Origin of the sequence: Saccharopolyspora dendranthemae (assembly GCF_007829955.1) — a bacterium.
GTDB lineage: Bacteria > Actinomycetota > Actinomycetes > Mycobacteriales > Pseudonocardiaceae > Saccharopolyspora > Saccharopolyspora dendranthemae.
Genome location: NZ_VIWX01000005.1, coordinates 380,986 through 404,143, shown reverse-complemented (window position 1 = coordinate 404,143; position 23,158 = coordinate 380,986). Strand labels below are relative to the sequence as shown.

15 protein-coding genes, 3 tRNA genes and 3 rRNA genes are annotated in these 23,158 nt (G+C 66.3%); 10 read left to right on the top strand and 11 right to left on the bottom strand.

The features are described from left to right. Positions 1–133 precede the first annotated feature (133 nt). From FHU35_RS23620 to FHU35_RS23610, 3 genes are all read left to right on the top strand, one after another. On the top strand, positions 134–1,702 hold the full coding sequence (locus FHU35_RS23620; protein WP_342788583.1) for an AMP-binding protein: 1,569 nt from the start codon (positions 134–136) through the stop codon (positions 1,700–1,702). 73 nt (positions 1,703–1,775) lie between these two features. Next, entirely contained in the window at positions 1,776–2,417 is a 642-nt protein-coding gene (orn, locus tag FHU35_RS23615; RefSeq protein WP_145743406.1) for an oligoribonuclease, read from the top strand. Between the two features lie 121 nt (positions 2,418–2,538). Next, a tRNA-His gene (locus FHU35_RS23610) sits at positions 2,539–2,611 on the top strand. Positions 2,612–2,731: 120 nt separating this feature from the next. Here FHU35_RS23610 and FHU35_RS23605 read toward each other — a convergent pair. Continuing rightward, positions 2,732–3,925, bottom strand: a complete 1,194-nt coding sequence (locus FHU35_RS23605) for a L,D-transpeptidase (protein ID WP_145743404.1) — start codon at positions 3,923–3,925, stop codon at positions 2,732–2,734. 256 nt (positions 3,926–4,181) lie between these two features. Here FHU35_RS23605 and FHU35_RS23600 point away from each other — a divergent pair. The 5 genes from FHU35_RS23600 (at position 4,182) to FHU35_RS23575 (ending at position 7,299) form a co-directional block, all read left to right on the top strand. Beyond that, a tRNA-Lys gene (locus FHU35_RS23600) sits at positions 4,182–4,254 on the top strand. A gap of 156 nt (positions 4,255–4,410) precedes the next feature. Continuing rightward, a tRNA-Lys gene (locus FHU35_RS23595) sits at positions 4,411–4,483 on the top strand. 126 nt (positions 4,484–4,609) lie between these two features. Further along, the gene (locus FHU35_RS23585) at positions 4,610–5,593 is read left to right on the top strand and encodes a hypothetical protein (protein WP_186459578.1); all 984 of its coding nucleotides are present in this window, start codon (positions 4,610–4,612) and stop codon (positions 5,591–5,593) included. Between the two features lie 127 nt (positions 5,594–5,720). Beyond that, positions 5,721–6,251 carry a DUF5134 domain-containing protein gene (locus FHU35_RS23580; protein ID WP_145743398.1) on the top strand — a complete coding sequence of 177 codons (531 nt, stop codon included), beginning with the start codon at positions 5,721–5,723 and terminating at the stop codon, positions 6,249–6,251. Positions 6,252–6,354: 103 nt separating this feature from the next. Next, entirely contained in the window at positions 6,355–7,299 is a 945-nt protein-coding gene (locus FHU35_RS23575) for an ABC transporter substrate-binding protein (RefSeq protein ID WP_246110527.1), read from the top strand. Between the two features lies 1 nt (position 7,300). Here FHU35_RS23575 and FHU35_RS23570 read toward each other — a convergent pair whose 3' ends face one another. From FHU35_RS23570 to FHU35_RS23545, 5 genes are all read right to left on the bottom strand, one after another. Continuing rightward, the gene (locus tag FHU35_RS23570) at positions 7,301–9,667 is read right to left on the bottom strand and encodes a glycoside hydrolase family 3 protein (protein ID WP_145743396.1); all 2,367 of its coding nucleotides are present in this window, start codon (positions 9,665–9,667) and stop codon (positions 7,301–7,303) included. A 206-nt stretch (positions 9,668–9,873) separates the two neighbouring features. Next, positions 9,874–9,990: ribosomal RNA gene (gene rrf / locus FHU35_RS23565) — 5S ribosomal RNA — on the bottom strand. Positions 9,991–10,108: 118 nt separating this feature from the next. Next, positions 10,109–13,182 (bottom strand): 23S ribosomal RNA (locus FHU35_RS23560). Between the two features lie 239 nt (positions 13,183–13,421). After that, positions 13,422–14,944 (bottom strand): 16S ribosomal RNA (locus tag FHU35_RS23555). Together the 16S, 23S and 5S rRNA genes form the textbook arrangement of a ribosomal RNA operon. Positions 14,945–15,914: 970 nt before the next feature. Continuing rightward, positions 15,915–16,346 carry a histone-like nucleoid-structuring protein Lsr2 gene (locus FHU35_RS23545; protein ID WP_145743392.1) on the bottom strand — a complete coding sequence of 144 codons (432 nt, stop codon included), beginning with the start codon at positions 16,344–16,346 and terminating at the stop codon, positions 15,915–15,917. 358 nt (positions 16,347–16,704) lie between these two features. Between FHU35_RS23545 and FHU35_RS23540 the strand changes: the two genes are divergently transcribed. After that, positions 16,705–17,049 carry a histone-like nucleoid-structuring protein Lsr2 gene (locus tag FHU35_RS23540; RefSeq protein ID WP_145743390.1) on the top strand — a complete coding sequence of 115 codons (345 nt, stop codon included), beginning with the start codon at positions 16,705–16,707 and terminating at the stop codon, positions 17,047–17,049. 121 nt (positions 17,050–17,170) lie between these two features. Here FHU35_RS23540 and rbsK read toward each other — a convergent pair whose 3' ends face one another. Beyond that, positions 17,171–18,070 (bottom strand): ribokinase, encoded by a 900-nt coding sequence (gene rbsK, locus FHU35_RS23535; RefSeq protein WP_145743388.1) that lies wholly within the window; start codon positions 18,068–18,070, stop codon positions 17,171–17,173. A gap of 102 nt (positions 18,071–18,172) precedes the next feature. Here rbsK and FHU35_RS23530 point away from each other — a divergent pair, with 102 nt between their 5' ends. Next, positions 18,173–19,246, top strand: a complete 1,074-nt coding sequence (locus tag FHU35_RS23530; RefSeq protein WP_145743386.1) for a hypothetical protein — start codon at positions 18,173–18,175, stop codon at positions 19,244–19,246. A gap of 46 nt (positions 19,247–19,292) precedes the next feature. Here the strand turns inward: FHU35_RS23530 and FHU35_RS23525 are convergent, their stop codons facing one another. The 4 genes from FHU35_RS23525 to FHU35_RS23510 all read right to left on the bottom strand — a co-directional run bounded on the left by FHU35_RS23525 (position 19,293) and on the right by FHU35_RS23510 (position 23,142). Continuing rightward, entirely contained in the window at positions 19,293–20,165 is an 873-nt protein-coding gene (locus tag FHU35_RS23525) for a spermidine synthase (RefSeq protein WP_145743385.1), read from the bottom strand. 87 nt (positions 20,166–20,252) lie between these two features. Further along, positions 20,253–20,645 carry an adenosylmethionine decarboxylase gene (gene speD / locus FHU35_RS23520; protein ID WP_145743383.1) on the bottom strand — a complete coding sequence of 131 codons (393 nt, stop codon included), beginning with the start codon at positions 20,643–20,645 and terminating at the stop codon, positions 20,253–20,255. An 89-nt stretch (positions 20,646–20,734) separates the two neighbouring features. Beyond that, a complete protein-coding gene (locus FHU35_RS23515) occupies positions 20,735–21,961 on the bottom strand; it encodes a type III PLP-dependent enzyme (RefSeq protein WP_145743380.1) in 1,227 nt (408 codons plus the stop codon). Between the two features lie 242 nt (positions 21,962–22,203). Beyond that, a complete protein-coding gene (locus tag FHU35_RS23510) occupies positions 22,204–23,142 on the bottom strand; it encodes an NsdA family TPR-like regulatory protein (RefSeq protein WP_246110526.1) in 939 nt (312 codons plus the stop codon). Between the last annotated feature and the right edge of the window lie 16 nt (positions 23,143–23,158).

Genomic DNA, 23,158 nt, shown 5'->3' with positions numbered 1-23,158 from the left:
GGCCGGGAGGGCGACTCACGGCACAATCTACTCTTGAGTAGGTTCCACGAACGAGGGGTGACGAGTGAGCGCATTGCGGCGATTGTCCAGTTTTCTCACGAACCATGCCGCACCGGCTCTGCACACCTTGTTCGTGCTGGTCAAACAAGGCGTCGTCCGCCCGATGCGGCCGGACAAGCTGGCGCGCATCGCGCTTGCCTACCGCCGGTGGGGCATCACCCTGCCGCTCGGCTTCGCCGTCGGGGCCGCGCGCCACCCCGATCGACCCGCCGTGATCGACGAGCGCGGCGCGCTCAGCTACGCCGAGCTCGCCAGCCGCACCACGCGCCTCGCCGGTGCGCTGCGCGATCGCGTGCCCGGCAAGACCCGCATCGGCGTGCTCACCCGCAACCACCACGGCCCCGTCGAGGTCATCGTCGCCGCGGCCAAGCTCGGCGTCGACGTGGTGCTGCTCAACGTCGGGCTCAGCACCCGCCAGCTCGCCGACGTCCTCGCCGAGCAGGACATCAGCGTGCTGGTCCTCGACGAGGAGTTCACCGGGCACCTCCCCGACCTGCCCGGCGACCTCGACGTGGTCCTCGGCTGGGTCGAAGGCCTCACCGAGCACGACACGCTCGACCACCTCATCGCCACCGGCGACGGCAAGCGCCTGGCCCGGCCGAAGCGGCACTCGCGGCTGATCGTGCTGACCTCGGGCACCACCGGCACGCCCAAGGGCGCGCGCCGGCCCGACCCGCCGAGCCTGAACCCCGCCGCCGCGGTGTTCTCCCGGATCCCGCTGCGCGCCGGTGAGCGCGTCCTGCTGAGCGCTCCCCTGTTCCACACCTGGGGGATCGCCGGGTTCCAGCTCTCCGCCGTCCTCGGCGCGACCCTGGTGCTCCGCCGCAAGTTCGACGCCGTCGACACGCTGCGGACCGTGCAGCGGCACCGGGTCGGCGCGATGTTCGGCGTGCCCGTCATGCTCCAGCGGATGCTCGAACTGCCCGCCGAGGAGCGCGCGAGCTTCGACACCTCGTCGCTGCGCATCGTGGCCGCCAGCGGCTCCGCCCTGCCCGGCGACCTGGCCACCACGTTCCAGCGCGCCTTCGGCCCGGTGCTGCACAACCTCTACGGCTCCACCGAGGTCTCCTGGGTCAGCATCGCCACGCCCGCCGACCTGCGCGCCGCACCGTCCTCGGCCGGCCGTCCGCCTCGCGGCACCGTCGTGCGCATCCTCGACGACAACGGCGAAGCCGTGCGCCGCGGCGACACCGGCCGCATCTTCGCGGGCAACGACATGCTGTTCGACGGCTACACCAACGGCAACAGCCGCGAGAGCCGCGACGGTCTGATGTCCACCGGCGACCTGGGCAGGTTCGACCACTCCGGACGGCTGTTCATCGCGGGCCGCGAGGACGACATGATCATCTCCGGCGGCGAGAACATCTACCCCAAGGAGACCGAGGACGTCATCGCCGGGCTCACCGGCGTCGCGGAGGCCGCGGTCATCGGGGTGGAGGACACCGACTTCGGCCAGCGCCTGGCCGCGTTCGTGGTGACCCGCGAGAAGGGCTCCCTGGACGCCGACCAGGTCCGCGACCACGTCCGCGGCCGGGTGTCGAAGTTCGCCATCCCCCGCGATGTGATCTTCCTCGACGAGCTCCCGCGCAACGCCACCGGCAAGGTCGTACCGGCCCAGCTGCGCACGCATCTCGACGGCTGATCCGCGTCGCCCCGTCCAACGATCACGACACTCTTCCCGCGATCACGCGGTCGCGGGAGTTAGGCTGCGTCGAGTGAATGACCGTCTAGTGTGGATCGACTGCGAAATGACCGGGCTGGAGCTCGGCAAGGACGCGTTGATCGAGATCGCCGCCCTGGTCACCGATGCCGACCTCAACATCCTCGACGAAGGCGTGGACATCGTCATCCACGCCGACGACGAGGCCCTCGCGGGCATGCCCGAGGTCGTGCGCGACATGCACGACCGCTCCGGGCTCACCGAGGAGGTCCGCGCGTCCACCGTGACCCTCGCCCAGGCCGAGCAGCAGGTCCTGGAATTCGTCCGGCAGTACGTTCCCGACGCGCGGTCCGCGCCGCTGGCGGGCAACTCCATCGCCACCGACCGCGGCTTCATCGCCCGCGACATGCCGGAGCTCGACGCGCACCTGCACTACCGGATGGTCGACGTCTCCTCCGTCAAGGAGCTCTGCCGCCGCTGGTACCCGCGGATCTACTACGCGCAGCCCGAGAAGGGCCTCGCCCACCGCGCGCTGGCCGATATCCGCGAGTCCATCCGCGAGCTGGCCTACTACCGGCGCACGGCGTTCGTCCCGCACCCCGGGCCGAGCAGCGAGCAGGCCCAGTCGGTCGCGGCCGAACTGCTCAGCGACTCCGAGGGCGTCGGCGGGACCACCAAGGCCCGCGAGCAGTCCTGAGACTGCCGCTGAGCTGCTCGGACACCGAAACCGGAGCCGGTGACGATCCCGTGGTGAGCACACGTTAAGATGGTTTTCGTTGCTCCGGAGAGGCCCGAGAGGGTCGGTCCGAGCCGCCGAGGTGGGTGTAGCTCAGTCGGTAGAGCACTGGGTTGTGGTCCCAGGGGTCGCGGGTTCGAATCCCGTCACTCACCCTTCGAAGAAGGCCCGTTCCGGATGGAACGGGCCTTCTTTCTGCTTCCACCACCGCTTTCGATCCTGCGGTGAGCGAAAGCGGCTGCGCCGCTGGGGAGGCGCAGCCGCTGACGTTCGGCCTACTTGTTGCCCTTCTGCCACTCGCCCCAGGGGATCTGCCAATCCCCGAAGCCGTCCCAGGAGCGGAGGTTCGGGCCGTTGGCGTTGGTGATCTCGACCACGTCGCCCTTCTTGAGCAGGTTGAAGACCCACTGGGCGTTCTCGTTGCTCATGTTGATGCAACCGTGGCTGACGTTGCGGCGGCCCTGGTCGGACACCGACCACGGGGCCGCGTGCAGGAACTCACCGCCGTTGGAGATGCGGACCGCCCACTCGACCTCGGTCTGGTAGCCACCGGCCTCCAGCGGCAGCCCGTAGGTCGTCGAGTCCATCATCTTCTTGCGGTGGTGCTCGGTGACCACGTGCACGCCGTTGTTCGAGGGGAACTCCGGCTTGCCCAGCGACACCGGCATCGTGCGGAGGACCTGGCCGTTCTTCTCCACGCTCATCTGGTGCGACGCGCCGTCGGCCTTGAGCACCACGCGGTCGCCGATGTTGATGGTCGCCCTGCGGTCCTCCTCACCCCACAGCCCTTCGCCGAACTGCCGGCCGTAGGCGTCCACCTCGATCGAGATCTTGGTGCCCTGCTGCCAGTAGTCCTTGGGCCGCCAGTGCACCTCGCGGCTGTTGAACCAGTAGAACGCGCCCTCCACGGCCGGTTCGGTGGCGACCTTGATCGCTTCCTCGGCCTTCGCCTTGTCCGGAGCCGGTGCGTTCTTGCTGAACCGGAACACCAGCGGCTGCCCGACACCCACGGTGTCGCCGTCGAGCGGGATCATCGAGACGTAGGTCTGCGCGTTCGGCGCGACCGTGGTGAAGGTCGACTGCTGGGTGATGGGCGGACCGCTCTCGCCCTGAGCCGTCACCGCCAACGTGTAGGTCTTGCCGTAACCGGCCTTCTCCGTCGACGTCCAGGCGGCGCCGTCCGGGGACACCTGACCCGCCACCGGCGTGCCCTCGGAGTTGGTCAGCGTGGCGTTGACGATCCGCCCGCCGCGGACGCTCGCGCTCAACGGGTCCGCGGGGGAGATGTCCTTGGCACCGTTGGGCGGTGTGAACCGCACCACCGGAGCCGGCGGCCCCTCATCCTGCCCGGACTCCGCACCTCCGCCGCTGCACCCGGCGACCAGCAGACCCACCAGCCCGACGACCAGCAGACCGCTCCACCGGCCAACCCGCGTGGGAACCCCGACCGGGTTATGCCTTTCACTCATTGGCAACTATCCGTCCCGTCACAAACCGCACCTGCGCCTGATGACCAGTGTGCCGCAATCACCCGACCGTGCGTGAGGCGACCGGGTCCACACTCAGAGTCATATCCCCTGCCCTCCCGCACCTGCGGTGGACGCGCAGCGGAGGCCCGCGGTTGCCCTCCGCCGAGGAGGTGACCCCCCGTCGGGAGCGTCAACAACCCGTGCTAACGTTTTCGACGTCGCCAGGGGGACCGGACGGAAACCCTGGAGGACACCAGCGCCAATAGCTCAACTGGCAGAGCAGCTGACTCTTAATCAGCGGGTTCGGGGTTCGAGTCCCTGTTGGCGCACAGCGAATGAAAGGCCCGCCACTCGGCGGGCCTTTTTCGTTTCTCAATTCCATCGAAAACATGACCCAGAGCACTCCCCCTGGGGCTCCTGCGCAGCCCGTTCCGGGCGCGTGCTAATCTTTTTCGCGTTGCCGGAGAGATCCGGTGGACGTGCCGGCGCCAATAGCTCAACTGGCAGAGCAGCTGACTCTTAATCAGCGGGTTCGGGGTTCGAGTCCCTGTTGGCGCACTCTTCTTTCCGCGCATTCCTCGACGCATTTCCGAGGCCTTCGCGCGATCCCGATCCGGATGAAAGCGGCAGGACAGCGCCCGGCGGGACTCTGGCGTGGTCAACCAGGACCACTCCGGAGGAATCATGAAGATCCGGTTCTTGATCGCGTCCGCAGGGGCCTGCGCCCTGGCGGCGAGCGGAGTCGCCACGACCCAGGCCGCCGCCGACCAGCTCGAATGGGTGTGCGCGGTGACCGATCGCGAGCAGTCGCTGCTGCTCCCCGGCACCGCGGTGGACCAGCTCGTGGCCGGCACGCCCTCCTACCGCGGCCCGTGCGCCGAGTACGGCGAGACCGCACCGCTCGGCGACGGTCAGATCACGGCCTACACCCAGTTCGTCGGTTCGCGGCCGGTTTCCGTCGGCGTGCGGATGACGGATGCGAGCTTCAGCGGACTGCCGCACGACCCGCCCACCGACGGCACGCTGTGCTTCGACAAGAACGGCGACGGAAGCACCGACCCGATGGAGGAGTGTTCCGGCGGCTACGGGAAGAAGCTCGAACTCGGTGAGCACGCCCAGCAGCAACCGGATTTCCCGTTCACCTACGTCCTCAACAACTGGAACCCGCACGGCCACATCCCTCTCGGGGTGTACGACAAGCCGCACTACGACGTGCACTTCTACCTCAACGACAACGCCGAGCGTCTGGCGATCCGCACCGGCCCGTGCCCGCAACTGGTGCACTGCGACGACTACGAGCTGGGCAAGCGGCTGCCCGATTCCCGCTACGTGCCCACCGATTTCAGCGACGCCGATGCGATCGAGCCGGCGATGGGCAACCACCTGGTCGACCCGACGGCACCGGAGTTCAACGGGCAGCCCTTCCGGCACACGTGGATCTACGGGACCTGGAACCGCGAGGTGACCTACTACGAACCGATGATCACCGCGGAGTGGCTCGAAGGATTGCGCACCGGTGCCGTCCAGGACGGATGCCACGAGTACAAGCTCCCCGCCGCGTGGCGGGAAACCGGCTGGTACCCCTCCACCTACTGCACGCGCCACAGCGAGACCCGCCACGAGGTCTCCGTCTCCCTGGAGGACTTTGCGCACCGCGAAGCGTCCTGACGGTCCACTTCGGACATGAACACGCGTGGTCACCACCGCTCGGCCGAAGTCTGCTCGCAAGGCGGTATCTGCGGGAGCACCCGGCACGAACAATCGGTCCGGCGGAGTCCCCCGACGGCGGAGGCGCATGTTCGAGCAGGTGATGACCGGCGCAGTCGTGCTCGCGACAGCTGCGGCGACGGCCCGGATCTGCATCGGGCGCCGCGACCGGCGGCTCCCCGCCCACGTCGACCTCGCTCACCTGCTCATGGGCGTGGGCATGGTCGTGATGCACTGGGCGTCGTCACCGGTGCTGGCCGTGCCCTTCGTGGTGTTCGGGTGCGGCCTGGGCCTGCGCGCGGCGAAGCTGCGCACCGGCTCCCACCTGCACCACGCGATCGGATCCCTGGCGATGGCCTACATGTTCGCCGGGCAGCAGACAGGGGCCGCCGGGGCGCCGCTGGTCGCCGTGGGCCACCACCACGCGCCGGTGACCGTCGCGGCGACGGGCCCCGGCCTCGCGCTGCCCCTGCTGGGCTGGACCCTCATGTCCTACTGCGTACTCTCCGCCGGGTTCGCCGCCGCGGACCTCGCGCGCACCCCGCCGCCCCGGCTCCGCTCGCTCGTCGAGCTGGCTCTCTCGATCGCGATGGCGCACATGTTCCTGGTGATGCTGTGAGGTGAGCAGCTGCTGACACTTGGCCCTGCTAATGATCACTATTACAAGCAGGAGACCTGTTCCCCAGCCGACCGCGAGGTTAGGCTACCCAAACTTCAAGAAGATGCCTACAGATTGGGTGCCCATGCTGCGTCATCGCAGACTCATCGCGGGGCTGTCCGCCGCGTTCGCACTGGCCCTCGCCGGCTGCGGCACACCGACCGCCGACGCACCGCCGCCCGAGCAGACCCGCGTCGTCAAGCACGCCAAGGGCGAGGCCCACGTTCCCAGAACACCGCAGCGCGTGGTCGTTCTCGACACCGGTGAGCTCGACTCCGTGCTGGCGCTCGGGGTCAAGCCCATCGCCACCGTGCTGCCCGACGCCAACACCCAGATCCAGCCCTACCTGGCGGAGAAGGCGGGCCCGGTCGACATCGTCGGCACCATCGGCTCCCCCGACCTGGAGAAGATCGCCGCGCTCAAGCCGGACCTGATCCTGTCCAGCAAGACCCGCGACGACGAGCACTACGAGGCGCTCAACACCATCGCGCCCACCGTCTTCGCCGAAACCGTCGGCAAGACCTGGAAGGAGAACTTCCGCCTCAACGCCGAAGCGCTCGGGAAGAGCGCGGAGGCCGACCGCCTGCTCGCCGACTACCAGGCCCGCGCCACCGAGATCGGCAAGCACGCCGCCGGGCGCCAGGTCAGCATGCTCCGGTTCATCCCCGGCGACATCCGGCTCTACAACAAGGGATCGTTCATCGGCAGCATCCTCGCCGACGCCGGTCTCAACCGCCCGCCCAACCAGCTCGGCGACAAGACCTTCACCAAGCTCAGCCGCGAGCAGATCTCCCAGGCCGACGGCGACATGCTGTTCTACGCAGCCTACGGCGACAACGCGCGCGAGCAGATGAACCAGGTGACCGGCTCGGTGCAGTGGACCACGCTCGGCGCGGTGCGCGCGGGCCAGGCCTTCGAGGTGCCCGACGACACCTGGTACCTGGGCCTGGGCCCGATCGCCGCCAACCTGGTGCTCGACGACCTCGAGAAGAAGGTCGCTCCGCGGTGATTCAGCGCCCGACGTCGAGGCGGAGGTCGCCGGAGCTCGGCCCCACGCGAAGATCTCCCTCTCCCGGTTCGACCTCCACGGTCACCTCCGCCTCGGCGCCGGGCTCTGCCGCCGCCACCGCGAAACCCACCAGCCGCACCGGATCCGCGGCGTAGACCTGGACGACCTCCCGGCCGGCGCGGTCGCCCGTGTTGCGCAGCTTCACCTCGACCGCGTCGCCGTTGCGGCTCGCCTCGTCGTAGGACCAGGTCGTGTAGCCCAGTCCGTGCCCGAAGCAGAAGCCCGGCGCGACACCGCGATCCGCGTAGGCGCGGTACCCGATCAGCGGGCCCTCCTCGTAAGGCAACTCGCCGTCGACCGGCTGCACCCCCGGGAGCGGCACCGGCACGTCCGCCAGCGCGGCGGGCAGCGTCGTCGGCAGTCGGCCACCCGGTTCCGCCTTCCCCAGCAGCACCTCCGCCAGGGCGTCCCCGTACTCCTGACCGCCGAACCAGGTCCACAGCACGGCCGGCGCGTCCGTCGCCCACGGCATCAGGACGGGGCCGCCCGCGTTGACCACGACCACCGCGTTCGGGTTGACGGCAACGACCTTCGCGACCAGGTCGTCCTGCGCTCCTGGCAGGTCCAGCGAATCCCGGTCCCGGCCTTCGGTCTCGACCTCGTCGTTGGTGCCGACCACGACGACCGCCACGTCCGCGTCCCGAGCCGCGCGCAAGGCGGCCTCCAGCTCTGTCGCGTCGTCCCAGCGCTCCGGCCGGTGACCGAAACCGACGCAGATCAGGTCCGCGTCCACCTTCAGCGGCGTGAACTCGATCGCGAGCCGGACACGACCCGACTCGTCGACGTCGGAGTCCACCAGCACCACGTTGAAGCGCTGCTCCGGCGGCGCCAGCATGTCCGCCAGCGGATCGTCCACCTCGCTGCTGCTCTTGACGTCCGCGGCGAGCACCTCACGGTCAGCGACCTCGACCCGGAAGTGCCCGGTGCCGTTGACCCCGAGCACGTGCTCGCCGATCTCAGCGGACAGATTCCCGCTCATCCGGAGCTTCTTCGTGCCCTCGGGCATCGCTCCCAGCTGCCAGGTCAACCGCTCGGTACCGCGAAGCTCGGTGCCCAGCACGTCGCCCTTCTCCCCCAGGTACTCCACGCGCACGCCGTTGCCTTCGCCCTGCGGGTCCAGCAGGTTCTCGCGCGGCACCGGATCGAGCAGCCTGCGGTGCCGAACACCGCGCTGGTACTGCACTTCCGCGTTCGGCAGGGCGTTGCGGATGCCCTCCAGCGGAGTCACCACGTGCGGCGGGGAGACGTGCGACGAACCACCGCCCTGCACCGCGGGGAACGAGGCATTCTCACCGATCACCGCGACCTTCGCGACCTTCGCGTCCAGCGGGAGGACCGAGTTCTCGTTGCGCAGCAGCACGAAACCCCGGCCCGTGAGCTCCCGGATGGTGGCCCGGGCCCGCTCCGGCGGAGCTTCCGCGGTCTTCTCGCGGGCGTCGTCCTCACCGAGGGCCCCAACGCGGTCGGCGAGGCGCAGCAGCCGCAGCACCTTGTCGTCGAGGAGCGCCTCCGCGACCTCGCCTTCCTCGACCGCCTTCGCGAGCGCACCATCCGCCCACGGGCTCTGCGGTCCGGGCATGGCCAGGTCAAGACCACCGTTGGCCGCGGCGACGCAGGAACGGGTGGCGAACCAGTCCGACACCAGCACACCGTCGAAGCCCCACTCGGCCTTGAGGACGTCGTTGACCAGCTCGGAGTGCTCGGTCATCGTGTGACCGTTGACCGCGTTGTAGGCGGCCATCATCGCCCACGGGCGCGCCTGTTCCACGATGCGCCGGAACGGTGCGAGGTAGCAGTCCCGCAGCGTCCGCTCGTCGATCACGGCGTTGTAGGTGAGGCGTTCGGTCTCGCTCTCGTTGCCCACGTAGTGCTTGGGTGTCGCGGCCACGCCCCGGGACTGGATGCCGGTGACGATCTCCGTCCCCATCACGCCCGTCAGCAGCGGATCTTCGGAGAAGTTCTCGAAGTGCCTGCCGCCGAAGGGACTCCGGTGCAGGTTGATGGTGGGCGCGAGCACCACGTGCACCCCGCGCCGGACCGCCTCATCGCCGAAGAGCTCGCCGGCGCGGCGCACTGCGTCGCGGTCCCAGGTCGCCGCAAGACCCGAGGCGACCGGCAGCAGCAGTGACGTGTCCCGCTCGTCCCAGGTGGTGCCCCGGACCCCGTTCGGGCCGTCCGACAGCACCAGCCGGCGCAGACCGATCTTCGGGATCGGGTGCAGCGTCCAGAAATCAGCACCGGTCAGCAACCGCGCCTTGTCCTGGACCGTCAACTTCCCCAGCAACGATCGCAGGTCGTTGTCTTCCACTCCCGCGCCCCTTTCGCCCGGACTCCGGCCGCAAGTCTCAAGCAAGGAGGACCCCTTGTCGAGCGCAGACACGGCCCGGTCAGCCCGCAATCGGAGCCCGCGGACAGGCACACTGGTCCGTGAGACCTCGGATCGGGTTTCTGGACATGCAAAAAGGGGTGGGGTGGACAGATCACTCTGTCCACCCCACCCCTCTTTAAGGAATGTGTCGGCGGTGTCTTACTCTCCCACACCCTAGCGAGTGCAGTACCATCAGCGCTGGGGAGCTTAGCTACCGGGTTCGGAATGGGACCGGGCGGACCCTCCCCGCCATCGCCACCGACAACCCTCAGCCCCGTCCGAAAACGGGAAACCTATAGGCGCCAACAACGTTGACACATATTGAGTTAACAACCCTGGGTTGTTGTCTCAGATATCGTATAGTGGGTGCGTAACATCTTTGTGAGCAAGTCCTCGGCCTATCAGCACCGGTCAGCTCCACACATTACTGTGCTTCCACATCCGGCCTGTCAACCCGGTCATCTACCGGGGGCCTTAACCCACAAAGGGGTGGGAGACCTCATCTAGGAACAGGCTTCCCGCTTAGATGCTTTCAGCGGTTATCCCTCCCGAACATAGCCAACCAGCCGTGCTCTTGGCAGAACAACTGGCACACCAGAGGTTCGTCCGTCCCGGTCCTCTCGTACTAGGGACAGCCTTCCGCAAGTCTCCTACGCGCGCGGCGGATAGGGACCGAACTGTCTCACGACGTTCTAAACCCAGCTCGCGTGCCGCTTTAATGGGCGAACAGCCCAACCCTTGGGACCAACTCCAGCCCCAGGATGCGACGAGCCGACATCGAGGTGCCAAACCATGCCGTCGATATGGACTCTTGGGCAAGATCAGCCTGTTATCCCCGGGGTACCTTTTATCCGTTGAGCGACACCGCTTCCACCAGCCAGTGCCGGATCACTAGTCCCTGCTTTCGCACCTGCTCGACCCGTCAGTCTCACAGTCAAGCTCCCTTATACACTTACACTCAACACCTGATTGCCAACCAGGCTGAGGGAACCTTTGGGCGCCTCCGTTACCCTTTGGGAGGCAACCGCCCCAGTTAAACTACCCACCAGGCACTGTCCCCGATCCGGATCACGGACCCGAGTTAGATGCCCGGAACGACCAGAGTGGTATTTCACCAACGACTCCACCACCACTAGCGTGATAGCTTCCCAGTCTCCCACCTATCCTACACAAGCCGAACCAAACACCAATACCAAGCTATAGTAAAGGTCCCGGGGTCTTTCCGTCCTGCCGCGCGAAACGAGCATCTTTACTCGTACTGCAATTTCACCGGGCCTGTGGTCGAGACAGCGGAGAAGTCGTTACGCCATTCGTGCAGGTCGGAACTTACCCGACAAGGAATTTCGCTACCTTAGGATGGTTATAGTTACCACCGCCGTTTACTGGCGCTTAAATTCTCCGCTACACCCCAAAGGGCTTTACGGGTCCTCTTAACGTTCCAGCACCGGGCAGGCGTCAGTCCATATACATCGCCTTACAGCTTCGCATGGACCTGTGTTTTTAGTAAACAGTCGCTTCTCCCTGGCCTCTGCGACCACCACCAGCTCCCACCGCAAGGGCGTTCACCAGCAGTGGCCCCCCTTCTCCCAAAGTTACGGGGGCAATTTGCCGAATTCCTTAACCACAGTTCACCCGACCGCCTCGGTATTCTCTACCTGACCACCTGTGTCGGTTTCGGGTACGGGCCGTGCACACACTCGCTAGAGGCTTTTCTCGGCAGCGTGGGATCACTCACTTCACCACAACGGCTACGCATCACCTCTCACCCACAAGATGTGCGGATTTACCTACACACCGGGCTACAGGCTTACACCAGTACAACCATTCACTGGCAGAGCTACCCTCCTGCGTCACCCCATCACTTGACTACTATCCCATCGGGTCCCATGCACTCCACGCTTCACCCGAAGGATCCACATATCGCGGATGGTTAGCATCAAAGAATTCATCATGGACGCGCATGCACGGGTACGGGAATATCAACCCGTTATCCATCGACTACGCCTGTCGGCCTCGCCTTAGGCCCCGACTCACCCTGGGCGGACGAACCTTCCCCAGGAACCCTTGGTCATCCGGCGGAAGAGATTCTCACTCTTCACTCGCTACTCATGCCTGCATTCTCACTCCCACACAATCCACACCACGCTTACGCGGACGCTTCACCTCGTGCAGGACGCTCCCCTACCCAACCCAACAAAAGTTGAATTGGCATGGCTTCGGCGGTGCGCTTCAGCCCCGCTACATTGTCGGCGCAGGACCACTTGACCAGTGAGCTATTACGCACTCTTTCAAGGATGGCTGCTTCTAAGCCAACCTCCTGGTTGTCTAAGCGATCCCACATCCTTTCCCACTAAGCGCACACTTGGGGGCCTTAGCCGATGCTCTGGGCTGTTTCCCTCTCGACGACGAAGCTTCTCCCCCGCCGTCTCACTGCCACACTCAACTCAGGCGTATTCGGAGTTTGGCTGATCTCAGTAACCCGTGAAGGCCCATCAACCAACCAGTGCTCTACCCCACCCAAGCAACATATGACGCTGCACCTAAATGCATTTCGGGGAGAACCAGCTATCACGGAGTTTGATTGGCCTTTCACCCCTACCCACAGCTCATCCCCCAGGTTTTCAACCCTGGTGGGTTCGGGCCTCCACACGGTCTTACCCGCGCTTCACCCTGGCCATGGGTAGATCACTCCGCTTCGGGTCTACACCACGCGACTAAAGCGCCCTATTCAGACTCGCTTTCGCTCCGGCTACCCCCAACGGGTTAACCTCGCCACGCAGCAGTAACTCGCAGGCTCATTCTTCAAAAGGCACGCCATCACGGTTGCAAAGACCGCTCTGACGGATTGCAGGCACATGGTTTCAGGAACTATTTCACTCCCCTCCCGGGGTACTTTTCACCATTCCCTCACGGTACTATCCACTATCGGTCACCAGGAAGTATTTAGGCTTAGCGAGTGGTCCCGCCAGATTCACAGCACCCTCCACGAAAGCGCTGCTACTCGGGAACACCACCACACACAGACCACGCATTTTCGCCTACCGGACTCTCACCGTCTACGGTCAGGTTTCCCAACCTGTTCAACTAACACGCAACCCAATGCTGGCAGACTGGTAGATCCGCCCAACAGTGTCCCACAACCCCGCACACGCAACCCCTACCAGGTATCCCACGCGCACGGTTTAGCCTCTTCCGCTTTCGCTCGCCACTACTCACGGAATCACCAGTGTTTTCTCTTCCTACGGGTACTAAGATGTTTCACTTCCCCGCGTTCCCCCTCACACCCTATACATTCAGGCATGAGTAACCCGACATCACTCGGGCTGGGTTTCCCCATTCGGACACCCTCGGATCACAGCTCGTTTGACAACTCCCCGAGGACTATCGCGGCCTACCACGTCCTTCATCGGCCCCTGGTACCAAGGCATCCACCATGTGCCCTAAAAAACTTGGCCACAAAGATGCTCGCACCCACTATACAATTCTCAAACAACAACCCGAGACCACAACACACCCCCACACAACGTGGAGGCGGTGTGCTCTCTCAGACACCCAACAGCGGACCATAAAGCACCAGCACACAGCCAGCGAAAGTTAGTGTGTTCCACAATCCATCGAGCACCCGAGCAGTGACACATGCGGCCACTCCACTCGGAAACTCCAGCGAAAACGCTGGGTTTATCTTGCTCCTTAGAAAGGAGGTGATCCAGCCGCACCTTCCGGTACGGCTACCTTGTTACGACTTCGTCCCAATCGCCAGTCCCACCTTCGACCACTCCCTCCCAAAGGGTTAGGCCATGGGCTTCGGGTGTTACCGACTTTCATGACGTGACGGGCGGTGTGTACAAGGCCCGGGAACGTATTCACCGCAGCAATGCTGATCTGCGATTACTAGCGACTCCGACTTCACGGGGTCGAGTTGCAGACCCCGATCCGAACTGAGACCGGCTTTAAGGGATTCGCTCCACCTCACGGTATCGCAGCCCTCTGTACCAGCCATTGTAGCATGTGTGAAGCCCTGGGCATAAGGGGCATGATGACTTGACGTCATCCCCACCTTCCTCCGAGTTGACCCCGGCAGTCCCCCACGAGTCCCCGGCATAACCCGCTGGCAACGTAGGGTAAGGGTTGCGCTCGTTGCGGGACTTAACCCAACATCTCACGACACGAGCTGACGACAGCCATGCACCACCTGTACACCAACCACAAGGGAAACCGTATCTCTACGGCTGTCTAGTGCATGTCAAACCCAGGTAAGGTTCTTCGCGTTGCATCGAATTAATCCACATGCTCCGCCGCTTGTGCGGGCCCCCGTCAATTCCTTTGAGTTTTAGCCTTGCGGCCGTACTCCCCAGGCGGGGCGCTTAATGCGTTAGCTACGGCACGGAAACGGTGGAACCCATCCCCACACCTAGCGCCCAACGTTTACGGCATGGACTACCAGGGTATCTAATCCTGTTCGCTCCCCATGCTTTCGCTCCTCAGCGTCAGTATCGGCCCAGAGACCCGCCTTCGCCACCGGTGTTCCTCCTGATATCTGCGCATTTCACCGCTACACCAGGAATTCCAGTCTCCCCTGCCGAACTCAAGTCTGCCCGTATCGACCGCACGCCCACAGTTAAGCTGCAGGTTTTCACGGCCGACGCGACAAACCGCCTACGAGCTCTTTACGCCCAATAAATCCGGACAACGCTCGCACCCTACGTATTACCGCGGCTGCTGGCACGTAGTTAGCCGGTGCTTCTTCTACAGGTACCGTCACCCGAAAGCTTCGTCCCTGTCGAAAGAGGTTTACAACCCGAAGGCCGTCATCCCCCACGCGGCGTTGCTGCGTCAGGCTTTCGCCCATTGCGCAAGATTCCCCACTGCTGCCTCCCGTAGGAGTCTGGGCCGTGTCTCAGTCCCAGTGTGGCCGGTCACCCTCTCAGGCCGGCTACCCGTCGTCGCCTTGGTAGGCCACTACCCCACCAACAAGCTGATAGGCCGCGGGTTCATCCTGCACCGCCGGAACTTTCCACACACAGACCATGCGGCCGTATGTCATATCCGGTATTAGACCTCGTTTCCAAGGCTTATCCCAGAGTGCAGGGCAGATTACCCACGTGTTACTCACCCGTTCGCCACTAATCCACCACCGAAGCGGCTTCATCGTTCGACTTGCATGTGTTAAGCACGCCGCCAGCGTTCGTCCTGAGCCAGGATCAAACTCTCCAACAATGCTTTGTTGAAACAATCCCAGCACACACTCAACAACCCAAAGGTTGGAGCGTGATACTCAAAGAAACCACCAACCACCACCAAAAAGATGCTGGTCAGGGGCATAAAAGAACACTAACCAAAATGATCCGCTGTTGAGTTCTCAAAGAACACACCCACACCATCACCCACAACCCATCAGGGCCGCAAACTCCGGGGAGTCATTTCCTCGATGTTTTCCCGCTCTCGCGGTGATCCCTACTTTAGACCATCCTGATTTCCTCGGTCAAACCGGGGGGTCTCATTCTCGTCCGTCGCCATTCCGTGACCTTCAACAAAGCCCCGTACCCGGCAACACCAAGCAGAAACAACCGCTCAATCGGTATTCACATTATCAAAAGGTCTTACCCGTTCTCACCGGGGTCCCACCACGCTAACACCCAAAGGCATTCACGAAGTTCTCGGGGCCCCGTCAGGCCCGGCCCGGTTTTTCCCGGTCCGTGTCGCTCTGACTTGGAATACTTTACGCACCCCGAAAAACCCGGTGAACACCACCCCCCTCTAAAGCCAAAACCCCAGGTCACAGCGCCGGAAAGGGCAAACAGCGGGTGGAACGGGGTGTCGGCTCGACGAGTGCGCCGTCCACCTTCGGGTGGTAGATGGTCTTCAGGGAGGGCACTTCGCGAGTTCGCGGGTAGCCTGCCGACGTCTCGTCAGAACGGGGGTAGCAGTGGACACGACTCCGATATACACCGAGCTGCGCAACACTCTGGCGGATCCGGAGGACCGCAATTGGGGCCCGAGCGCCCCACCGGAGTTCGCGGCCGCACTCACCGCAGGAGCGGACTCGGCACCCGCGAAGGAAACGCGCTCCACGGGTACCCGCTCTCGCGCGCGCAGGCACCGCGCCGCGGACTGAGCAGCCGTCAGACCACTCGAACCGCACCGGACTCAGCGCCCAGCGCTCCGGTGCGGTTTTTCGCGGTCGCGGTCAGTCGACCGCGGAGGAGAAGAGCGGGAGCGACACCGAGGGACCCTCGGAGGAGGCCGGCTTCGCCTCGTCGACGGCGACCACCTCCGGCTCCGCTTCCTCGGCGGGAGCCTCGGCGGACTCTTCCGACTCGGGCTTCTTCAGCGCCTCGCGGGTGCGCGCGGCAGCACCGCGGATCTGCTCGGTGAGCTGCTTGTTCGCCTGGCGCGCCTGCTCGTCTTCGCGCTCCTGCTGCTTGGTGCTGCGCGGAGCTGCCGGTTTGGGCGCGCGGGCGGCCTTGATGTAGCGGTCGAGGACAGAACGCAGCGCTTCGGCGTTGCCGTCGTTCAGGTCGATCTCGTAGCTCACACCGTCCAGGGCGAAAGTGACGGTGTGCTTGGCTGGCGACCCGTCGATGTCATCGACGAGATCAACCTGAATCCGCTCGGCCATGATCACCTGTCTCGGGAACGCGCCCCGTCTCGATCCGCGACTTCCAGGCAAGACTACTGCTGGTTCTGACCACGTTGTAGCACGGCGCTTAGCAGATGTCTCGCACTCAACCTTAGAACAACGGCTCGCCCGGCCGAAAACCGCTCGGCGCAGGGGACGTCATCGCAACGCGCCGGTGTCCTGCCCTCTAACGGACGGTAACCGAACGCGGCCGTTTCACCCGAGGTAATCGGTTCCTGGACCGAATTTCGAGACCGGGTGGAACATTCTTCGGGCGATCGTTTATTGTTCGCTCGCTCTTCGTCGCGCGGGCACGTGCGGGCTGAGACTGGATTCGAGCCGGAATCGAGGTTTAACCGTGGCGCAGAAAGTCACCGTGCAGCTGGTCGACGATGTCGACGGCTCGCAAGCCGACAACACTGTCGAGTTCGCCCTGGACGGGGTCAACTACCAAATCGACCTGTCCGACGACAACGCCGCGAAACTGCGGGACGGGTTGGCCTCTTTCGTGGCCAGCGCGCGCAAGACCGGTGGCCGCAAGCGGTCCGGCAACAAGCCCGGCAAGCCCTCGGGCGCGCCGACGCAGGCCGACCGCGAACGCAACCAGGCCATTCGGGAATGGGCTCGGGAACAGGGCATGCAGGTTTCCGACCGTGGCCGCATTCCGGCTGAGATCGTCGAGGCATTCGACAACGCTCAGTGAACAGCCGGGCACGGGCGGCCGGACGTGGTTCCTCCGGAACTTTCCGGCCGCCCGGTGAATGCCCGCGCATTACCCACCATTGGTCACCGCTCTGGCGGGCACGGTCAATGGGAAGTACCGACTAAGCGTTCGCGACGAACCGGTCGATTTCCTCTCGATCGGGCATCGCGCTGGTCGCGCCATTGCGCTGCACCGACAGCGCCGACCCGGCGGCGGCACGCCGCAACGCCTCGGGGACCTCAGCGCCCGCTCCCAGCGAGGCGCTGAGCACTCCGACGAAGGTGTCGCCGGCCGCCGTGGTGTCCACGGCCTGAACGTCGAACGCGGGCACCTCGTGGCGGACGCCGTCGCGGTTGCCATAGACGCAGCCCCGGGCACCCAGCGTGATCACGACCTCGGGCACCAGCTCCAGCAGCGCGGGAAGCGCTCGTCGGGCGTCGTCGTGTCCGGTCAGCACCGCGGCCTCGTGCTCGTTGGGCACCAGCAGGTCCACCTCGCGCAGCAGGTCCTCCGGCAGAGGCACCGCCGGGGCGGGGGTGAGCACGACCCGCACGCCGTTGCGCTTGCCCGCGGCCGCCGCGGCCACCACCCCGGACTGCGGGATCTCCAGCTGGAGCAGCAGGCTGTCCGAACCCGCGATGATCGCCTCGTCGCCGTCGGCGAGCGCGTCCACGGATCCGTTGGCAGCCGGGATCACGACGATCGAGTTGTCACCGCCGTCGTCGACCACGATGTGCGCCGTTCCGCTCCGACCGGGCGCCGTTCGCAGGCCACGTGTGTCCACGGTGGAATCTTGGAGCACGCGGCGGATCTCGTCGCCGAACTCGTCGCCGCCGACCGCTCCGATCATGCGCGTTTCCGCGCCCGCCTTGGCGGCGGCGATCGCCTGGTTGGCGCCCTTGCCGCCGGGGACCGTGCGGAACTCGCGGCCGGTGACCGTCTCACCCTGCTTGGGCGCGACCGGCACGTACGCCACCAGGTCCATGTTGCAGCTGCCGAAGACCACCACGCTCGTCGTCACGCGACCATCATCGCCGACCACGACACCCCGTCCGGTGGACGGGTCACCGCCGGGGCGACGCCGTACCATGCCGACCAGCAGTCGAGGAGAGGGCGATACGCGGTGGACTACGCGGTGACGGCAGAGCTGGCACCACCTGCCGAGGTGGTCGAGCTGGACCCGCTGCAGCAAGAAGGGGTCGCGGCGGTCCTGGACCGCCACCTCGCGATGGTCGAGGGGGTCAGCGGGCCCGGCGAGTCCGAGATCGACGTGCTGGACTACCGCATCACCGTGCACCCGGCGGGCGTGAGCGTCCTGCTCGCCTTGGACGCGCCGTCGTTGCAGGCCGCCGAGGAGGGTGCGGCGTCGGTGCTGGACGAGCTCATCGTCGAGACCGAGCTGCTGATCGGCTGGTCCGTGTCCGACTCGGCCGTGCGCATCACCGAGGACGAGTTCAACGAGCGGTTGGCCGCGGCCGACGGGGTCGACGCCGACGACGCGTTGCAGGCAGCCATCGAGGAGGTGCTGGACTCCTCCGGCGAACCCGCGATGGACCTCGAGCACTGGAAGAAGCGGCTCTCCGGCCTGGCCCCGCGGCTGCGGGCCTTCCGCAGCGATGCCTTCGGCGTCGAGGGCGAGCAGGCGACGCTGGCCGCGGGTGCGCTGGTGCACGCGGTGCGGGTGGTGACCGACGAGATCTTCTACGACGAGCTCGCGCTGGCGGTCAACAACGCGACCGTCGCCGACGCGGTCGGCCTGCTCGTGCTCGAGGAGCTGCCGCCCTGCTACGACCGACGCTACGACGCGTTCTTCGCCAGGGCTTTCGTGCTCGCCTCCGGCGCCGTGACCGTCCGGCTCACCGAGCCGACGTGGCAGCCCCCGCGCAGCGTCGCCGAGGCGCTCGCGCTGCGTCTGGTGCTCAACGAGGCGCGGGTGGTCCTGGAAGCCGCCGAGCTCATGGACTGGGACACCAGCGAGCCCCTGTTCGAGGCGTTCGCGGAGAAGGCCTTCGGCGGGGTCGAACACCACGAGCTGTACGAGGTCGACGTCCCGCTGGCCGCCGAGGCGGAGCCGGAGGTCGTCGAGCAGGCTGCCAAGGTCGAGGCCGAGCTGCACGACCGAGGGCTCGCGTTCGACCAGTGGTTCCTCCCTCGGGACGGAACCCAGGCCTTCCACCCCTACCTCGACTCGCTGTAGCCGGCCGAACCGGAGGTGGACGTCGTCCGCCCACCTCCGGCACCGGTCAGGACTGGTTGCGCAGCGAGTACGGGGCGACCGTGGCGCCGATCAGCGAGGCGTCGTCGATCGTCCTGGGCTCGTAGCCGCTGGTGGGGAGCGCTTCGAGCATGAGGTTGATCGGGTCGTCGATGGGCTCGACCCGGCCGAACAGGAACGCCCACTCGTGCTCGTCGGAGCCGAAGTAGGTGACCGTCTCGAACGCCGACTGGAATCGGTTGTAGGCGCGGATCAGCGTCTCGTTCCGCCACACCGTCGGGCAACCGCCTTGGAAGGCCACCACGCCACCGGCGGAGAGCACCGACTGGCAGCGCTGGACGAACTCCAGGCCGTAGAGCCGGTTGTGCTGGCCGTCGGCGTCGTCAGCGCGCTCGTCGGGGAGGTCGACCACGACGATGTCGTAGCCCTCCGGCGGGGCCGTGTCCAGGAAGCTCCAGCCGTCGGCGAAGTGGATCGTGACCGGACCCTCGCCCTTCTCGGCGGCGGCCAGCTCCTCCGGCGTGTAGCCGTAGGGCAGGTGCTCGGCGCACTTGCGCACGCACAGCTCGTCGATGTCGACGTGATCGACCCGGGTCGCGCCGGCGGCCACCGCCATCTGGCTGGCCACGCCCTCGCTCGACCCGATGATCAGCACCCGCTCCACCTGCGCGGCCAGCAGGAACGCCGGCACCATCATGGCCTCGTGGTAGACCAGCTGGGAGAACTCGGTGCTCTGCCGATCGTCGTCGCAGAACAGCGAGATGCCCTGCGCGGTGCGCGCGATCACCACGTGCTGGTAGGGGGTGTCGCCCTCCCACAGCACGTCGTCCACCCGCCACAGTCGCTGCAGGTCGTCGCCCATCGGCTCCTTGATCCACCGGTGCCCGTCGAGTTCGATCAACGGTGTTCCTCCTGAATTCCCCATTGATGTGTGCCCAGCATCCCGCCGGCTCCCGTGGCGGGCCCGCCGACACGCGAAAAGACCGCGTCAGCAGACCAGTTCGGCGTAGTCGTGCCCGCGTTCAATGGTCTGCACGTGCTTGGAGGTCGGCTGCAGCGCTTCGGCGAGCAGTTCCACGGCCAGCTCCGGCTTCGCGGTGTGGCCGCAGGTGAACACGTCGATGAAGATCGAGCCGTCTTCCGGGTACGTGTGCATCGAGGCGTGGGACTCCGACAGCAGCGCCAACACCGTGACGCCTTGCGGGTCGAACCGCTTGGCGATCATCTGGCACACCGTGGCGTCCGACTCGCTCAACGCGTTGTGCAGGACTTCGCGCAGGTACTGCTCGTCGTCCAGCAGCGCCGGTTCCACGCCTTCGAGTTCTGCAAGGACGTGCCTGCCGGTGAACAGACCGACCTGTGCTCCGGTGTCAACGGACATCTATCGACCTCCCATCATTTCGCAGATTTGCCGCGTCTCGCTCTTCGTCCGCGGAGAGCACGCGCTGCGGGCGGTTGTGCCGCAGCAGATCACGGCCGCTGATCGCCATCGACGCAATAGGTGGGCAACGGGGTGAACCCGTTGAAACCCACCGATGAATAGCTCGCGGTGTACGCGCCCGCCGACAGCAGATCCACGTGGTCACCACCGCGCAGCGTGCGCGGCAGCTCGTAGTGGGTCCGCTGGTAGAGCACGTCATCACCGTCGCAGGTCGGTCCGGCCAGCACGATCGGACCGGCCGGGTCCCCGTCGCGCGAGGTGCGCAGCCGGTAGGTGATGGCCTCGCCCTCGGTCTCGGCGAGTCCGTTGTAGCGCCCGATGTCGAGGTACACCCAGCGCCTCTGCCCGTCGCACGAGTCGGTGACCAGCACGACCTCGCTGCGCAGCACACCGGCATCACCGACGAGGAACCGTCCGGGCTCGACGAGCAGTTCCGGTCGCTGCGGCCCGAAAGCGCGCTCCAGCGCTCGTTCGACGGCCGTGACGTAGTCGGCCAGCGGAGGCGCGGTGTCGGTGTACTCGGCCGGGAGGCCACCGCCCAGGTTGACCATCCGCGGACGCACGCCCTGCTCGGCGCAGTCGGCGAACACGCGGGCGGCCGCCGCGATCCCGTGCTGGTAGGCGGCCGGGTCCAGCTGCTGCGATCCGATGTGGAACGAGACGCCGCAGGGATCGAGGCCCAGGTCTCGGGCGCGCACGAGCAAGCGCGCGGCTTGCGCGGGGGTGCAGCCGAACTTGCGGCCGAACGGGGTCTTGGAGCCGGTGTTGTCGACCAGGACGCGGCAGAACACCTGCGAACCGGGCGCGACCTCGGCGATGTTGGTCAGGTCGGCTTCGCTGTCGGTGGCGAACAGCCGCACGCCCTGCTGGAAGGCGCGGGCGACGTCGCGGCGCTTCTTGATGGTGTTGCCGTAGGAGAGCGACTCGGGTGCCGCGCCCTTGGCCAGGCACAACTCGATCTCACCCGGGCTGGCGACGTCGAACGAGGCGCCCTCGGAGACGAGCTCGCCGACGAGCTCGGGGGTCGGGTTGGCCTTGACCGCGTAGCAGATGCGCGCGTCCGGCAAGGCGGTGCGCAGTTGCCGGTAGCGCTTCCGCACGTGCGCCAGATCCATGACGAGGCAAGGGGTTTCGGGGTTGTACTGATCCAGGAATCGCCGGATGGGATCCGGATTCCCGTTGTCCCGCCCGGGCTCCTGCTGCGCGGTGCCGCTCAGGCGGTCCGTCACGCCGGTGGTGGCGGACAGATCGGTCAATCCCGTTACCTCCGTCTCGGGGATCGGTGGGTTCTCGTCCCGTCTTCCTCGCCTGCGGCTCGACGCTGCGCGACCGCAACTGCGACCAAGCACGGTACCGCTCTCGAAGTCAGATTTCGAACCGCCCGCGAAGTTGTGAGCACGCGCACCGGGCCGGACGACTCGGGGCGACCCGCGCGCCACGGCCGGTCGCCTCCGGCGAAGCGCGATCCCCGGCTCCTCGCACGTCGTGGTCCAGCGCTCTAGCCGCTGGCCAGCGCGGTGAGCAGGTCCTCGAGGCTGGACGGGGCGCGCAGGGCCTTCGCCGTGGCCGATGCCTCGCGGAGCCGCTGGGTCGCGCGGCCGGACGACACCTCTCGCGCGAGAGGTGCCAGCTCGTTCGCGGCGGTTTCGGCTTCAGACCACGACCGCGCCTCGACCAACGCGCCGACGAGCCAGGAACCGCCGACCCAGGCCGACCACCGATAGGCCTCGGGCACGCCTTCGAGCGCCGCGGCGTAGCGGTCCACGGCCTTGTCCAGCCTGCCGACCGCGCGCCACGCGCTGCCCTCGTGCAGGACGAGTTCGCGGCGGTCGACCCACCACGTCCACTCGGGGTCGGCACGAATGACCGACTCGTCCACCTGCGATTGCGCCTGGTGGAGGAGAGCGAGCGCGCGTTCGTCACCGAGGTCGGCGAGGGCCCGTGAGCGCCTGAGCGAGGCCATGACCCGCACCCTCGGGGACAACCGGAAGCGCTCCACCAGCTCGACGAGGCGCAGCGACTCGCGGGCCCGTCCGGTTTCCTGCGCCAGCAGTGCCATGTTGCCCAGCAGGAACATCTCCATGCGGGCGTCCCCGGCCAGTCGTGCGAGGCGCAGGGCCCGCAGGTTGAGGCAGCGGGCCTCGCCGTGCTGGAGGGAGTCGAACGCGAGCCACCCGGCGACTTCGCCGAGTTCGGCCACCGCGGCGGTGAAGTCGGCTTCGAGACCGGCCGGGTGGTCGCCGGTCGCCAGCCGCGCCGACGCGGCCCTGAAAGCGCTCGTCACCGAGGGGAGCAGGCCGGCACCGCCGCGCCGTCCGTCGAGCGCCACGGCGTGGGCGGCGATGGTGCGGAGCGCCTGCACATCACCGGAGGTCACCGGCTCATCGGCCGACGGCGTCAGAGCCGCGCCGATGTCGAGGAGTTCGCGGTCGGTCATGAGTGCGCCTCCCGCC

Excerpts from the sequence above, each read along its gene's own strand:
- FHU35_RS23575 (WP_246110527.1), top strand. The coding sequence starts at position 6,355 with ATGCCTACAGATTGGGTGCCCATGCTGCGTCATCGCAGACTCATCGCG.
- FHU35_RS23510 (WP_246110526.1), bottom strand. The coding sequence starts at position 23,142 with ATGACCGACCGCGAACTCCTCGACATCGGCGCGGCTCTGACGCCGTCG.
- FHU35_RS23580 (WP_145743398.1), top strand. The coding sequence starts at position 5,721 with ATGTTCGAGCAGGTGATGACCGGCGCAGTCGTGCTCGCGACAGCTGCG.
- FHU35_RS23545 (WP_145743392.1), bottom strand. The coding sequence starts at position 16,346 with ATGGCCGAGCGGATTCAGGTTGATCTCGTCGATGACATCGACGGGTCG.
- FHU35_RS23585 (WP_186459578.1), top strand. The coding sequence starts at position 4,610 with ATGAAGATCCGGTTCTTGATCGCGTCCGCAGGGGCCTGCGCCCTGGCG.
- speD (WP_145743383.1), bottom strand. The coding sequence starts at position 20,645 with ATGTCCGTTGACACCGGAGCACAGGTCGGTCTGTTCACCGGCAGGCAC.
- FHU35_RS23605 (WP_145743404.1), bottom strand. The coding sequence starts at position 3,925 with ATGAGTGAAAGGCATAACCCGGTCGGGGTTCCCACGCGGGTTGGCCGG.